This window comes from Thermotoga caldifontis AZM44c09, assembly GCF_000828655.1.
Taxonomy (GTDB): domain Bacteria; phylum Thermotogota; class Thermotogae; order Thermotogales; family DSM-5069; genus Pseudothermotoga_A; species Pseudothermotoga_A caldifontis.
The window spans coordinates 1,143,378-1,157,266 of sequence record NZ_AP014509.1 but is presented as its reverse complement, the minus strand read 5'-3'; the positions used below and the strand labels follow the sequence as shown (position 1 = coordinate 1,157,266).

At 53.8% G+C, this 13,889-nt stretch carries 15 protein-coding genes; 2 read left to right on the top strand and 13 right to left on the bottom strand.

The genetic code is table 11. The features are described 5' to 3' along the window. Positions 1 to 5 precede the first annotated feature (5 nt). The 10 genes from rnc to TSP01S_RS05785 are packed head-to-tail and all read right to left on the bottom strand — an operon-like array spanning position 6 to position 8,485. A complete protein-coding gene (rnc, locus tag TSP01S_RS05830) occupies positions 6 to 728 on the bottom strand; it encodes a ribonuclease III (RefSeq protein WP_041077199.1) in 723 nt (240 codons plus the stop codon). Further along, positions 725 to 2,614 carry a transketolase gene (locus TSP01S_RS05825; RefSeq protein WP_041077198.1) on the bottom strand — a complete coding sequence of 630 codons (1,890 nt, stop codon included), beginning with the start codon at positions 2,612 to 2,614 and terminating at the stop codon, positions 725 to 727. Before TSP01S_RS05825 ends, rnc begins: the two co-directional genes overlap by 4 nt. Before the next feature lie 18 nt (positions 2,615 to 2,632). After that, entirely contained in the window at positions 2,633 to 2,854 is a 222-nt protein-coding gene (locus tag TSP01S_RS05820; RefSeq protein ID WP_041077197.1) for a DUF2905 domain-containing protein, read from the bottom strand. After that, positions 2,838 to 3,668: a PSP1 domain-containing protein gene (locus tag TSP01S_RS05815; protein WP_041077196.1), complete on the bottom strand. Its 831-nt coding sequence runs from the start codon at positions 3,666 to 3,668 to the stop codon at positions 2,838 to 2,840. Before TSP01S_RS05815 ends, TSP01S_RS05820 begins: the two co-directional genes overlap by 17 nt. A 4-nt stretch (positions 3,669 to 3,672) precedes the next feature. Continuing rightward, the gene (locus TSP01S_RS05810) at positions 3,673 to 4,545 is read right to left on the bottom strand and encodes a hypothetical protein (RefSeq protein WP_041077195.1); all 873 of its coding nucleotides are present in this window, start codon (positions 4,543 to 4,545) and stop codon (positions 3,673 to 3,675) included. A 5-nt stretch (positions 4,546 to 4,550) separates the two neighbouring features. Next, positions 4,551 to 4,997 carry a YaaR family protein gene (locus TSP01S_RS05805; protein ID WP_041077194.1) on the bottom strand — a complete coding sequence of 149 codons (447 nt, stop codon included), beginning with the start codon at positions 4,995 to 4,997 and terminating at the stop codon, positions 4,551 to 4,553. Next, positions 4,994 to 6,037, bottom strand: a complete 1,044-nt coding sequence (gene mtnA / locus TSP01S_RS05800; protein WP_041077193.1) for an S-methyl-5-thioribose-1-phosphate isomerase — start codon at positions 6,035 to 6,037, stop codon at positions 4,994 to 4,996. Before mtnA ends, TSP01S_RS05805 begins: the two co-directional genes overlap by 4 nt. Continuing rightward, positions 6,034 to 7,062 carry a peptidyl-prolyl cis-trans isomerase gene (locus tag TSP01S_RS05795; RefSeq protein WP_041077192.1) on the bottom strand — a complete coding sequence of 343 codons (1,029 nt, stop codon included), beginning with the start codon at positions 7,060 to 7,062 and terminating at the stop codon, positions 6,034 to 6,036. The genes mtnA and TSP01S_RS05795 overlap by 4 nt, the downstream gene beginning before the upstream one ends. 1 nt (position 7,063) lies before the next feature. Beyond that, positions 7,064 to 7,834, bottom strand: a complete 771-nt coding sequence (mazG, locus tag TSP01S_RS05790) for a nucleoside triphosphate pyrophosphohydrolase (RefSeq protein ID WP_041077191.1) — start codon at positions 7,832 to 7,834, stop codon at positions 7,064 to 7,066. Further along, positions 7,835 to 8,485: a TIGR00153 family protein gene (locus TSP01S_RS05785; RefSeq protein ID WP_041077190.1), complete on the bottom strand. Its 651-nt coding sequence runs from the start codon at positions 8,483 to 8,485 to the stop codon at positions 7,835 to 7,837. 252 nt (positions 8,486 to 8,737) lie between these two features. Between TSP01S_RS05785 and glpK the strand changes: the two genes are divergently transcribed. Further along, entirely contained in the window at positions 8,738 to 10,234 is a 1,497-nt protein-coding gene (gene glpK / locus TSP01S_RS05780) for a glycerol kinase GlpK (protein ID WP_041077189.1), read from the top strand. Beyond that, a complete protein-coding gene (locus TSP01S_RS05775; protein ID WP_041078513.1) occupies positions 10,231 to 10,797 on the top strand; it encodes a glycerol-3-phosphate responsive antiterminator in 567 nt (188 codons plus the stop codon). The genes glpK and TSP01S_RS05775 overlap by 4 nt, the downstream gene beginning before the upstream one ends. On the opposite strand, the gene TSP01S_RS05770 is transcribed toward TSP01S_RS05775, so the two are convergent. From TSP01S_RS05770 to TSP01S_RS05760, 3 genes are read right to left on the bottom strand one after another with little or no spacing between them, the layout of a single operon-like run. Next, positions 10,789 to 11,157: a DUF1667 domain-containing protein gene (locus TSP01S_RS05770; RefSeq protein WP_041077188.1), complete on the bottom strand. Its 369-nt coding sequence runs from the start codon at positions 11,155 to 11,157 to the stop codon at positions 10,789 to 10,791. The two genes, TSP01S_RS05775 and TSP01S_RS05770, sit on opposite strands and share 9 nt — an antisense overlap. A 2-nt stretch (positions 11,158 to 11,159) precedes the next feature. After that, positions 11,160 to 12,377: an NAD(P)/FAD-dependent oxidoreductase gene (locus TSP01S_RS05765; protein WP_041077187.1), complete on the bottom strand. Its 1,218-nt coding sequence runs from the start codon at positions 12,375 to 12,377 to the stop codon at positions 11,160 to 11,162. Next, positions 12,374 to 13,813 carry an NAD(P)/FAD-dependent oxidoreductase gene (locus TSP01S_RS05760; protein WP_041078511.1) on the bottom strand — a complete coding sequence of 480 codons (1,440 nt, stop codon included), beginning with the start codon at positions 13,811 to 13,813 and terminating at the stop codon, positions 12,374 to 12,376. The genes TSP01S_RS05765 and TSP01S_RS05760 overlap by 4 nt, the downstream gene beginning before the upstream one ends. Positions 13,814 to 13,889 lie beyond the last annotated feature (76 nt).

The following is a 13,889-nucleotide window of genomic DNA, read 5'->3' as shown; positions in this document are numbered from 1 at the left end:
GATCTTCAGCTGTCCATCACCCTCAGCCTTTCGAGGGCCAGTTTCGCGGCGTTCTTCTCGGCGTCCTTTATCGAAGAGCCTTCGCCGACCGCGAGTGCCTGGCCCTTCACCCTCACTTCTACGAAGAATTTTTTCATGTGTGCCGGGCCTTCCTCGCGAACGAGGACGTACTCGGGCAGCGTTCTGTACCTTTCCTGAACTATCTCCTGCAGCGTGGTCTTGTGGTCGAAGACGATCCTTCCTTCGGCGATCTGTTCGATGTAACGTGCGAGGTGAGAGAGCAGAACCGATTTTGTGACCTTCAGTCCCCCGTCCAGATACAGCGCCGCAGCCAGCGCCTCTACAGCACCCGAGAGTATGGATTCTCTCTCGCGTCCACCGCTCAGCTCTTCTCCGTGTCCGAGAAAGATGTATTCGTTCAAACCAAGATCTCTCGCGATCAGCGCGAGGGCATCCTCGCTCGCCGCCGCGGCCTTGATCTTGGACATGGTGCCTTCAGGTGCTTCAGGATAACTGGTGTATAGGTGCTCCGCTATCAAAAAGTCCACGACGGCGTCTCCCAGAAATTCGAGCCTCTCGTTAGATTCGACGTCCTTCCTGCCGCGCTGCCTCTCTTCGTGTGCGTACGAAGAGTGGCACAGTGCGGTGAAGAGCAACTTCGGCTCGAGAAAACGGTACTGCAACTTTTCCATGAATTCGATCAGCCTTTTCAATTCTTCCTCTTTCATGACAGAAGCGCGGCCACCTTCTGGCCGATCCTCTCGGCGCTCAGACCGTAAAGTTCGTACAGAGCCTCGTAGGGACCAGAAACTGCGTGCTCCTCAACAGCGATCTGTTCGAAGTGGGACGGGAAGATCTTTCGCTGCATCATGAACTTCGCGAGCAACGCTGCCAGACCCAGTGGAGCCGCGTGGTCTTCCACGACGAGCACCTTTCTGTTGTCACAGTATCTTCTCAGCGTGGCCTCGTCCAGATCGAACGGACACGAAACGTTGAGAACGGTGACCCTGCCTTTGAACCTGTCCGCCGCCGCGACCAGGTTCTCCACGATCGCACCGCAACCAACGAGGGTCACTTCGTCACCTTCTCTGAGCACGTCGATTTTCCCGTACTCGAAAACGTAGTCGTCACCGAAGAAGGGTTTTCCATCTTCGCTCTTTATGATCGATTGCTTCGCTCTGCCCATGGCGATCAGAAAGTTTCCGTAGACTGAGGCGACGTACCTCACAGCACGGTCCGTCTGGTTCGGATCGGCAGGCACTATGACCTTGTAACCCAGCCAGTTCGCCGGCGCAGAAACGTAATCGAGTCCGTGGTGAGTCTTTCCGTCTTCTCCAACGTTCAGGCCACAGTGTGTCACGACGACCTTCAGGTTCGTGTGGTTTATCGCGTTCAGCCTGTGCTGGTTGTAAGTCTCGCTCACACCGAAAACGCCGAAGTCGGCGAAGAAGGTCACGATCCCGTCGGCAGACATGGCGCCAGAAACGGTCGCGGCCGCGTGCTCCTGTACACCGATCTGAACGAACCTCTCTGGAACTTCTTTCATCACCATGTCGGTCCTGACGGAGGATGCGAGGTCGCAGTCGACGACGGCCACCGGCGTTTCACTGTTTCTGTTCGCCTTCACGATGTCCAGAAGGGCCCTGCCGAAGGCGCTCCTGTTGTCCGTTTTGTCCGTGTACGTCCTCGGCGCAGGGATGTTCAACTTGACCTCGTATTCAATTTTCAGTGGCTCATGTTTGGCAAGAGGCAGTTTCTTTCTCATCTCCAAGTATTTTTCAACATCGTTCTCGATGCCCAGCTCGGCGAGCGCTTTTTCAAGTTGCTCTTTCGTGAGTGGTTTTCCGTGGTAGGACACGTCGTTCTCCATGAAGGAGACACCCTTACCCATCACCGTGTGCGCCAGGATAGCAACGGGACTGACCTTGTCTTCAACGGCTTCCTTCAGTGCGAACAGGAGCTGTTCTATATCGTGACCGTCGACCTCGATGATTCTCCAGCCGTCTGCAAGGTAATTCTCTTTTATGTTCACAGGCATCACGTCGCGCGCCCTTCCGGAGATCTGGGCGTCGTTGTAGTCTATGACGACCGTGATGTTCGACAAGCCGAACTTCCTCGCGATTCTCCGAGCCTCGGCGACCTGTCCCTTGGCCTGTTCAGCGTCGCTCATGGCAACGAAGACGTGGTAATCCTGTTCTTTCATCTTCGCGGCCAGCGCGAACCCAACTCCCGCCGCCAGACCCTGACCGAGGTTTCCCGTGGACCAGTCGATACCCGGAATGCCGCGCGTCACATGACCCTCGAAGATGCTCGAATGGTGGCGGAAACCTGCGATGACCTGATCTATGTCCACGAAGCCCAGTCTCCCGAGCACGGCGTAAACGCCGGGAGAGGTGTGACCGTGACTGATCACAACGCGATCTCTCAGCGGATCAAAAGGATTCTTCGGATCGATGTTGGCAAAACTGTAGATGCTCAAAAAGATTTCGATGGAGGACATGGAACCTCCAGGATGCCCCGAACCAGCGACGTAGGTCATCTTGAGCACATCACCACGACAGATTCGAGCGAGCTCTTTGAGCCTTTTCACCGCTTCTTTGTCGAAGTTCCTCACGCGTATCCCTCCCGTTTCTCATCTTCCAAACCTCGAGATGATGAAGAACAGAGCCGTCAAAACCAAACTCAAAAGCAGGCTCGTCATGATCGGAAAGTAGAAGACGAACCTCTCACGTTTTATCACGATGTCTCCCGGGAGCCTTCCAAGCGGTGTGAACCTGCCTATGAGATAGAGAACCGTCCCAGTTACCAAGAGCACCACGCCTATGAAGATCAGGAACTTAGCCAGCGCTACCATTCTCACCGCCTCCCCTGAAGTAGGAGAAGGGCACGTAGAACATGGCATCTTCAGCCTGTGAGACGGCGAGCACTCTCTGTTTGAACACGTCTATGGACTGAACGACACAGGTTTTACCTTCGTAAACGAAGGTGTCACCCTCATCGGGTATGCCTTCGAGCATCTCTTTGTAGAAATTGTACTCGTACGTGAGACAGCAGAGGAGCCGCCTGCACGCTCCGGAGATCTTCGCGGTGTTGATCATGAGCTGCTGCGCCTTCGCGTGTTTCAACGTGACGCTGTCGAACTCACGCAGGAATTTGCTGCAGCAGACCGGAAGGCCACACAGACCTATGCCTCCCATGAACTTCAGCTCGTCACGAACACCGACTTGTCTGAGCTCGATCCTGGTTTTGAATATGCGCGCCAGATCTTTCACGAGTTCTCTGAAATCGACTCGCGTTTCTGAACTGAAATAGAACACCAGCCTCGATCTATCGAACATGTAACGCGTGTGGAGAAGCTTCATGGGTAAATTGTGTTCCTTTATCTTCTGCTTGCATATCTCGTGCGCCTCGGCCGCATCTTTCAAATTTTCCTGGTGCTGTTTCAGATCCTCCTCGGTGAGTTTCCTGATTATGGGCTTCAGTTCGCTACCGATCTGTTCTATGCTGAGTTCTCTCGGCCCGAACAGGACACGCCCCACGTCGAGTCCGAACTCACTCATGACGAGCACCAGATCGTTGGGTTTTATGTCCTCACCGTTTTCCGCATAGTAATGAATCTTTCCTTTCGGCAGCAACTCTACCCCGTAAACTACAGCGATCATGTCCATGGTTTCACCTCCTTGCGGTGCGTCTGATTTTGACGAGCAGGTTCGCAAAGGTGAGCTGCGTGTTGAAATTCAGAAGCCTGTTTTTGAGGATCGAGTCGAACCATCTATAAACAGACAGATCGTTGACGCCACGATGTTCAAGGACGATCTCGCAGAGCATCGCGAGCTGAACCAGCATCCTCGCCAGATCGACCTTTCTGGCTTGCTCGACCAGCGCCATGTAAAGCTCCACGAAACTTCGATCGTCTATCTCGCCCTTCTCGAAACGAGAGTACAGATCGTTCAGCGCGAGCAACGCCTGAACCTTCTCTTCTGGTTTCAGAGTTTCTCCTTTGAAGAGTGAGAGAAAAGAAGAAGGTTCGAAGCGAACGGGCTGCAGAGTGGCGTTCGATCTGTCCACATGCTCGGCCACGTCGAAGTCGAGTTCGCAGAGCCTGAGCACCAGCTCCGGTTCCACCGAAACCTTCTTCCTGAGTTCTTCGTAAAAGTCTTTTGGAACGAAAAGATCGAACACCTTGACCCTGCTACGAACCGTCTGGGGCAGGTCGCGGAATTTGAGGGAGGAGAGGATTATCAGACTGTGAGATGGGGGTTCTTCGAGCGTTTTCAAAAAGGCGTTGATCGCTTCCATGGAAGAACGTTCGAACCTGTGCAGAACGACGATTTTCACGCTGTCAGCAGAAGCCGTGTAGAGGAATTCCTCCGCTTGTCTCACTTCGTCTATCGAGGGTTCCGTGAAGATCAGGTACTCTTTCGTGATGCCCGCAACAACACCGTCAACGCGCTTCAACAGACTTTCGTCGCGCGATCTGACGCACACCGAACTGCCAATGGATCTCTTGAGGAAATCTTTGAGACGTTCAAAGATCTTTTCCACAGTCCTCACCTGTAGATGTTTATGAGTAAGCCGTAAATCTCCTCGACCTTCGCCGCCAATTTTATCGCTCCACTTTCGAGCTGCAACAGGGTGCTGGCGATCTCGTTCAGTTTCTCATCTACCTGGTTCGCCACGACGTGCAGATCCACACTCACAGTCTTTTCGATCCTGTAGAGCTTCTTCTCGACGAGCTTCAAAAAATGTTTCACGCTCTCGCGGTATTTTTTGAAGTTCTCGTGAGTCGGTGATCGAACGAGCTCGTTGCCCGCTTCGACGACGTCTTTGATGGCCTTCTCTAAGAGCTGGTTGTACGTGTCTTCTTCGACCTTTTCCAGCACATCGAGAAAGCCAGTCTCCTGACTGGCGCGGGTGGAAAGCTTGCTTTTCGAAAGCTTCTTGCCCTTCACCTGAGGACTTTTAATGTTGCCATCCTCCAGAGGATCTATCCTCAAACTTCAACCCCCATTATCTTCCTCAGATTGACATCGTACGGCGGTCTGACAACTCCCCTTTCGGTGATTATCGCGGTCACAAGTTCGTGCTCCGTCACATCGAAAGCGGGGTTGTAGACCTTCACTCCCTCGGCAGCGATCCTCACGTTTCCAACGTGTGTCACCTCGGTGTGTGCGCGTTCTTCGATGGGGATCTGTGAACCGTCCTTCACGTTCGGGTCTATGGTCGAAGTCGGTGCGGCGACGTAGAAAGGCACACCGTGTCTGTTCGCGAGCACCGCTAACGTGTAGGTTCCGATTTTATTGGCGACGTCACCGTTGGCGGCGATCCTGTCCGCACCCACTATCACGGCGTTGACCTTTCCCTGCTTCATGACCCAGCCCGCCATGTTGTCACAGATGAGGATCGTTTCCACACCGAGCTGGACGAGTTCCCACGCGGTGAGCCTCGCACCCTGAAGGTAGGGCCTCGTCTCGTCAACGTAGACTTTCAGTCTTTTCCCATTTTCGATCGCGGCGCGTATGACACCGAGTGCTGTACCGTAATCCACCGTCGCCAGTGCTCCGGCGTTGCAGTGAGTCAAAACCGTGTCTCCATCTCTGAGAAGGGCTTGACCGTGTCTGCCTATCGCCCTGTTGGTTTCTATGTCTTCCTGGGCTATTTTCATCGCTTCCTGCTCGAGAACGTTCACGAAGTCTCCATCGTGGTTCGTCAGGAATTTTTCGTGCATCCTTCTGAGCGCCCAGAAGAGGTTCACGGCCGTCGGCCTCGTTCGAGCGATCGTATCGTGCACCTGCTGCATGGCCTTCAACAGATCCTCACCCTTCAGGTGCGAGAACTGCTTCGCACCGAGCACGTAACCGAAGGCCGCCGCGGCGCCTATCGCTGGGGCGCCGCGCACGACCATATCCTTTATCGCCTGAGCGACCTGCTGGTAAGTCTCACACACCACGTTCTCGACCACGTGTGGGAGCTTTCTTTGATCGACAAGGATGAGGGAATTCCCTGTCCAGTGCATCGTTATCGTTTTCAACGTCATTGCTGCTGCGATCCTCCCTCGGGTTGAGGTTCCGTGAGCAGGTAAACTTTGATGTCGCTCGACTGCTTGAATTTAAGGAATTCTTCCTGGATCCATTTCTGCCACAGTTCGTTCGCCTTGGACTGCGACAAATAGTTTCTTATATCCGCGGCAACTTCCTCGAGCGGCTGGTAACCCTTCGGTCGCTTCTCCAGAACACGGTAGATCTCCCAGCCACCACTGGTCTGCATCGGTCCGACGATCGCACCCGCCGGGCTCGCAAAGATTTTTTCCTCAACTTCCTGGTTTATCAAACCGCTGTAGCGCTCAACCCAGCCAAGGTCTCCCGCCTTGTCCTTCGTTAAAGGATCGATGGAGACCTCACTGGCAACCTTCGAGAAATCTTCGCCCGCCCTGAGCCTTTCCAGAACTTTGTCGGCCTGTTCCTTGGTCTCAACGATGATCCTCAAGAGCCTGGCGGACTCTTCCACCGAAAAGTGCTCCTTGTTCTCTTCGTAGAACTGCTTCACATCTTCATCGCTGACAGCGACACCTTCCGTCACCTTCTGGTAGATCTGTTCCAGAGTCTGCTGGACCGTGAAGATCCACCTGAGTCTGTTTTTGAAGCTTTCAAGATCGCCAAGGTTCGCGTTCTTCAGGTACCAATCCAGATCGGTCTCGGTCATGTTGTACTGAGAAAGGGTCTTGTTGAGTTCGTTGGAAACGAGACTCTCGATCGTTTCCTTCGGGACCACGATGCCCATCTTCTCACCGATCTGGACGATCAGGATCTGGTCGATCAGATTGTTGAGCACCTCTCTCTTGTAACGCTGAAGCAGTGCCAATCCTTCCGGTGTTCCGGTGAGAACCTGGTAGAACCTCTCGTCTATGGATTGAAGCTGGAGCAGAAGCCTGTTGAGATTGGCTTCCCTGTCGAGTTCTTCCTGTGTGACGGGCCTACCGTTGACTTCGGCGACGATCGTTGCCTGTTGTGCCAGAAGAGTCAGTGCGAACAGCACCACAACGACGATCAGAAACTTTTTCACCTCATTCTCCTCCTTTCGCCTCTTCCCACAGGGCATCGAGCTGTTCCAGAGTCATTCTCCGCAACTCGAGCCCTCGCTCTTTTGCAAAGTGCTCGACCATGGCGAACCTGCTGACAAACTTCTCGATGGATCTGCGCAGCGCCACTTCGGGATCGACGTTCGAAAACCTCGCAACGTTGACAACCGCGAACAGCAGATCACCGAGTTCTTCTTCCACAGATTTCGAATTCCCATCTTTCATAGCTTCTTCCAGTTCCTTTATCTCCTCTTTCACCTTTTCCAGAGCCCCTGACACGTCCGGCCAGTCGAATCCAACCGCGGCCGCGTTCTCCTGAATCCTCCTCGCGAGGCTGAGAGCAGGCAACGCCTTGTTCAATCCTCCTATGGCGGAAGATTTCTTCGATCCCTTCTCCTGTGCCTTGATCCTCTCCCACTGTTCGTAGGAATAACCTGGACTGTCACCGAAAACGTGAGGGTGCCTCCTGATGAGCTTCTCGTTGAGGATCTGAAGGACCTTCAGGATGTCGAACGCGCCTCTTTCTTTAGCGATCTGCGAGTGGAAGACCACCTGGAGCAGCACATCTCCGAGTTCTTCTGCTATTTTTTCATCGTTTTTTTCGTCGATGGCATCGAGCAGCTCGTAAGCTTCTTCGATCAAATAAGGCTTCAGAGATTCGTGGGTCTGACTGCGGTCCCACTCGCAACCTTTCTCAGAACGCAGTGTCTCCATGATCTGGACCAATCTTTCGAACGCTTCTCCTGTGGCGGCCATCTACACCCTCCTTTTGAGCGATACGATCTGAACTCTGTCCGAACAATCTTCGGCCCTGTCCGCGATGTCTGCAATGCTTCTGACCAGGTCCTTCAGGTGCATCTTCTGACCGTGGGAAATATCGGTTATGGCAAATATTTTTCTGAGCAAGCTTCTCTCTATCCCGTCCACTTCGTGTTCCTTCGTCTCCGTTTTCTCAATGAACTCGGCGACCCGGTTCAAATCCTCGAACAGATATTTTATAGCTTCTTTGAGCGCTTCGAACGCTTCGATGGACACACCGAGTAAAGCCCTCAATTCTGCGTGCAACGGGTATGGAACGTACGGTTTTTCGATCTCGAGCACATCGGCGACGTACTCGGCTTTGTTGGCAACCTTGTCTGCAGCTTCGATGATTCCGAGCAAATCGCCCCTGAAGTTTGGTAAGAATGCGCCCCCGTACATGATCCGCTCGACCTTTCTCCTCACGATGTCTGCTTCATGCTCGTACTTTCGCACTTCCTCGGCCAGCTGGTCGATGTGCTCCGTATGAGCCGACAAATAAGCATCGAGAAGGTTCTTCAGGCTCAGCAACGTTTCTCCTATTTTCTCGAGGTGTTCGCCAACCAGGTTCACGATTTCAAGCTCTTTCTTACCCACTATCCAACCCATCAACAGCACTCCCTGTCGGTGAAGAATCTCCACAACTCCGTTTCTATTATACAGATCCCTCGAAACCAACCTCGCGTAGTACAGGTTAATGTTTCTCGGCTTCAAAAGTAACGTTCGGCATTGCACAGAAGAGTTGTTCAAAAACATGGCCCAATTGTTGTAAAATAATCTCGCGTGGAGGAGAAAAGGAGAAGGCCACGTCCCGAATGGGGTGTGGTCTTTTTTGATTTTCTTTGCTGGGGGTGTGCCGTGATGAAGGAACGTTACGTTCTCGCGCTCGATCAGGGTACAACCAGCTCGCGAGCCATACTGTTCGACTCGCAGGGCAACATGCTCGGAATGGTGAACCAGGAATTCCCTCAGATCTATCCCAAACCGGGCTGGGTTGAACACGATCCATACGACATCCTGGAATCCCAGCTGAGCGTGGCGAAAAAACTCCTGCGCAACCTGAACATCGAGCCTCAACAGATAGCGGCGATCGGTATCACGAACCAGAGAGAAACGACGATCGTGTGGGACAAAAGAACCGGTAAACCCGTTTACAACGCGATCGTCTGGCAGTGCAGAAGAACGGCCGGTATGTGCGACGAGATCAAGGCGCAGGGTCTGACGGATGTGATAAGACGTAAAACAGGTTTGGTCGTGGATGCGTATTTCTCCGCGACGAAGATTCAGTGGATCTTGAAGAACGTGCCGGGCGTGATGGAGAAGGCGAAAAGGGGAGAGATCGCCTTCGGCACGGTCGACAGCTGGCTCGTATGGAACCTCACAGGTGGCAAAGTGCACGCCACAGACGTTTCCAACGCTTCGAGAACGATGCTGTTCAACATAAACGACCTTCGCTGGGATGAAGAGCTTCTGGACATGTTCGGTGTGCCGCGTTCCGTGCTGCCCGAAGTGTTCCCGTCAAGTTACGTTTACGGTGTTACGGAAAAAGAGATCTTTGGGGTGGAGATACCCATCGCGGCGGATATAGGAGATCAGCAGGCGGCCCTGTTCGGACAGATGTGCGTGCGTCCCGGTACAATGAAGAACACTTACGGCACAGGATGCTTCATACTCATGAACATTGGCAGCAAGCCTGTGTTCTCTCGTTCCGGTTTGCTCACAACCGTTGCATGGAGAGTGGGAGACGAAGTTTCCTACGCACTGGAAGGCAGCGTTTTCATCGCGGGAGCGGCCATACAGTGGCTCAGGGACGAAGTGAGAATGATCGAGAGCGCCGCGGAAACCGAACAGCTCGCACTCAGTGTTCCCGATTCTGCGGGTGTCTATTTCGTTCCCGCCTTCGTCGGCCTGGGCGCACCACACTGGGACATGTACGCGAGGGGTGCCATGTTCGGCCTGACGCGTGGTGCAAGGAAAGAACACATAGTCAGGGCCGTTTTAGAATCGATCGCGTACCAGACGAGGGACGTCGTTGAAGCGATGTGTGAAGAATGCAATACCCGGTTGAAGACGCTACGAGTCGATGGAGGAGCTTCGAAGAACAACTTCCTGATGCAGTTTCAGGCGGACATCCTGAACGTGCCTGTGGAAAGACCAAAAGTCAACGAGACCACGGCACTCGGCGCGGCGTATCTTGCCGGTCTGGCTGTGGGTTACTGGGAAGGGTTGAGTCAGATCGAATCTCAATGGCAGCTCGACAGGAGGTTCGTTCCCAGCATGGATGAGGAACGAAGAGAGGAACTGTACAGAGGCTGGAAGAGAGCTGTGGACCGTGCGAAGGGATGGTTGAAGGTATGAAAAATGAGAAGTACTTCGCTTACCCCATAGTGCCGGCTCTGAGGAGCGGTGAAAAACTGCACCGTGCGGCTGAGAGTCTGGCGACCTCGGTCTTTCTCCTCTACGGGGATCTGCTCGAACTGAAGCGTGTCGTCGAATTCTTTCACCAGCACGGAAAGAAGGTCTTCGTACATCTGGATCTGGTGAAAGGACTCGGTAAAGACGAGAGCGCGGTCGAATATCTCAAGGTTGAGGTGGGGGCGGACGGCGTGATAACCACGAAAGGAAACCTCATAGACGTTGCGAAGAAGGTGGGACTGATACCCATTCAGAGGGTCTTCCTCCTCGATTCCCAATCGCTGGCCACCGGCATCTCGCAGGTGAAAACGCACAGGCCAGAATACATAGAGGTCCTTCCAGGATTGATACCTGACCTGATCCAGCAGATCCTTCAGGAAACCGGTATACCCGTTATAACCGGAGGACTCGTCAAGACCGCACAGCAGGTACTCGAAGCGCTCAGGAAAGGTGCGATCGCCGTCTCGACGAGTGAAGAGAGCCTGTGGAATTTGAAGCTAAGCTGAGCCGATCCTCTTGACGCTCCGAGTTGCGACCACGTCTGCACCGCTGTTGAGGACGTTCCTCACAATCACGTCTCCCACATTCACGGGAGCTTGGACTTCAACCTTTTTGATCAGATCCATGAACTGTGGAATCAACCTTTTTGGAATGGGTTTGGATGTCTTCACAGACACCAGTGGCATTTCGCCGTTGAGGACTTTAACGCTTGTCGGTACGATCCTCTTTGGCTCCTTCAGTTCGTCTTCCAGATACGCGATGCCTCTCGGACAGCGGTTGCCTTCGACCGATACGATCTTTCCGTCAACGGCCTCGTACTTTATCTTACAGCCCATCGGGCACAGCACGCAGACGAGTTTCTCCATGCTCACACCTCCGCAAGCGTCACTTCGATCCTGTCGAGTCCCATCAGCTTCTGTTTGGGGACTCTCACAACGATCATTTCGCTCGGAATCAGATCTTCGAACACTCTTTCGAAACTTCCGACTTTGAGCACGGCCTTTTCCATGGGCTTTCTGCACCTGACGTACAGAGTCAGATCGTCGACGTCGCTGTAAGAGTTCGGAAAGGTGAGCATGACGTTCTCTCCCGGAACGATCGGAACGTTTCGAGTGAAGCGTTCTCCCACAACGTAGCGTGAGGCGTACTCACCGGCGCGCTCGCCTTCCCTGGTCACGTAATCGACGAGATCGAAGATCGCGGTGCAGTTACCGGCCGCGAAGATCCACTCGCAGGAGGATTGACCTGTACTGGAGCAGGCGATCCCCCTGGTCCTTGCATCGAGCGATACGAGGCCATCCAGCATCTCAACCTGTGGTATGAGGCCTACCGAAAGAACGAGCGTGTCGACTTTGAAGATCTTCTCCGTGCCTGGTATGGGTTTGAAATGTTCGTCTACGTTGGCGACAACAACCTCTTCGAGCCTCTCCTTTCCCCTGACTTCCACCACCGTGCTCGACAGATACAAAGGTATATCGAAATCCTTCAGGCACTGTATCACGTTCCTGAGCAATCCTCCAGGGTAAGGCAGCCTTTCAACCACCCCCACCACTTCCGTTCCTTCCAGGGTCAACCTTCTCGCCATGATCATGCCGATGTCACCCGAACCGACGATGAGCGCCCTGTTCCCTATCTTTCTGTTGTCTATGTTCATCAACCTCTGGGCCACACCGGCGGTGAATATGCCGGAAGGCCTATCGCCAGGTATCATCAGCGAACCGAAAGGCCTTTCTCGGGCTCCGGCTGCGTATATCACGACTTTCGTTTCGAGTTCGAACACGCCCCTCGGTGAAACGAGCAGAGCCTTTTTGTCTCTGTTCAGTTTCAGCACGTGGCAGTCGGTCAGAACCTGTATCGCATCGGTATACTCACTGAGCCTTTCGCGAAACCTCTCTGCGTATTCCGGGCCTGTCAGCTCCTCTTTGAAATAGTGAAGGCCGAAACCGTTGTGGATGCACTGGTTCAGGATGCCGCCGGTGACCTCGTCCCTCTCCGCAACGATCACCTTCAATCCGTTTTTCGCCGCCGCGATCGCCGCCGCCATTCCGGCAGCCCCGGCACCTATGACGAGCACGTCGGTCTTCATTCTCTCACCTTCCCGTCGACGATCCAGCTGTTGGGAGATTTGAGAACGATCTTCGACGCGTCCAGACCGAGCTGTCTCTCCAGGATTTTCAGAATCCTGCTCATGCAGAAACCACCCTGACAGCGACCGAACATGGCCCGCGTCCTGAACTTCACACCGTCCAGCGTTCTGGCACCTCGCCTGATCGCCTCGATTATCTCCGCCTCGGTCACCTCGTTGCAGAAACAGACCATCCTTCCCGCCGCGGGATTTTCCTTCACGGCCTTCTGCCATTCCTCAACGCTCAGTTCGGCGTATTTCTTGATGCCCTTCCGCAGCGGATTGAAATCACTCTTGAGGGATAATTTCAATCCGAGTTGCTGCTGCAAGATCTCCTCGACGACGTATTTTGCTATCGCGGGAGCGGCGGTCAGACCGGGCGATCTCATCGCCATGACGTTGACGAAGTTTCTCACAGAATCGCTCGCGCGTATGAAGAAGTCCTTCTGGGGACTTTCAGGTCTTAAGCCCGCGAAGGTTTTCACCACCATCGAAAAGTCGATCCCCGGAACGAGTTTCAGAACGAATCCCTTCACCGCTTCGAGACCCTGACTCGTCGTCGAAAGATCGTGCTTCCTGTCGCTCGGTAGGTCTTCTGCGGTGGGACCTAAAAGAAGACCGCCATCTATGGTGGGTAAGACGAGGATTCCTTTCGATTTCTCTGTTGGCGTGGGGAAAATGATGGAACTGACAGTGCTACCAAGTTTTTTATCGAGCAGAATGTACTCGCCCTTCCTCGGGTGCAGAGGCACGAACTCGGTACCTGCGCGTTTTGCGAGTTCGTCGGCGAACAATCCCGCGGCGTTGATGACGACGTCCACCCGGTGCTTCGCCCTGTTCGTGACGATCTCAACGATCCTCCCGTTCTGCCTTTCGAAATCGACGACCTCTTCGTTCAGGAAAAGCTTCAAACCGTTCTCGAGTGCGTTCTCCACGGCGGCTATCGCGACCATCCAGGGCTCGGTTATGCCCGCCGTCGGAGCCCAGAGCCCCATCTTCACCTCCGGATTGACCCTCGGCTCTTTCGACAGGATCGTGTCGCGATCGTGCAGTTCGAGACCTGGAACGTTGTTCTTTTCGCCTTGTTTGAGAAGTTTGTGCAGAACGGCGATCTCCTCATCGTTGAACGCGAGGACGTAGGAACCTGTCCTTTTGATTTCGAAATCCAGTTCCCGTGACAGCTCTGTATACATCGAATTTCCCGCGCTGCAGAACTTCGACCTCACGCTGCCCACGGGATCGTCGTAACCGGCGTGAAGGATCGCGGAATTGGCCTTCGTGACGCCCCAGCCGACGTCCAGATTTTTCTCTATGAGCAGTACTTCCACATCGTACTTGCACAGTTCCCTCGCGATCAGAGAACCCACGACACCCGCACCTATCACCGCGATGCGCAAGTTCATCCCTCCAAAATAAAAAGCCACACCCCAAGCGGGATGTGGCTTTCTCCAGATCTCTACCACACCGTTTTTA

Excerpts from the sequence above, each read along its gene's own strand:
- rnc (WP_041077199.1), bottom strand. The coding sequence starts at position 728 with ATGAAAGAGGAAGAATTGAAAAGGCTGATCGAATTCATGGAAAAGTTG.
- TSP01S_RS05820 (WP_041077197.1), bottom strand. The coding sequence starts at position 2,854 with ATGGTAGCGCTGGCTAAGTTCCTGATCTTCATAGGCGTGGTGCTCTTG.
- TSP01S_RS05815 (WP_041077196.1), bottom strand. The coding sequence starts at position 3,668 with ATGGACATGATCGCTGTAGTTTACGGGGTAGAGTTGCTGCCGAAAGGA.
- mtnA (WP_041077193.1), bottom strand. The coding sequence starts at position 6,037 with ATGACGTTGAAAACGATAACGATGCACTGGACAGGGAATTCCCTCATC.
- mazG (WP_041077191.1), bottom strand. The coding sequence starts at position 7,834 with ATGGCCGCCACAGGAGAAGCGTTCGAAAGATTGGTCCAGATCATGGAG.
- TSP01S_RS05785 (WP_041077190.1), bottom strand. The coding sequence starts at position 8,485 with ATGGGTTGGATAGTGGGTAAGAAAGAGCTTGAAATCGTGAACCTGGTT.
- glpK (WP_041077189.1), top strand. The coding sequence starts at position 8,738 with ATGAAGGAACGTTACGTTCTCGCGCTCGATCAGGGTACAACCAGCTCG.
- TSP01S_RS05775 (WP_041078513.1), top strand. The coding sequence starts at position 10,231 with ATGAAAAATGAGAAGTACTTCGCTTACCCCATAGTGCCGGCTCTGAGG.
- TSP01S_RS05770 (WP_041077188.1), bottom strand. The coding sequence starts at position 11,157 with ATGGAGAAACTCGTCTGCGTGCTGTGCCCGATGGGCTGTAAGATAAAG.
- TSP01S_RS05765 (WP_041077187.1), bottom strand. The coding sequence starts at position 12,377 with ATGAAGACCGACGTGCTCGTCATAGGTGCCGGGGCTGCCGGAATGGCG.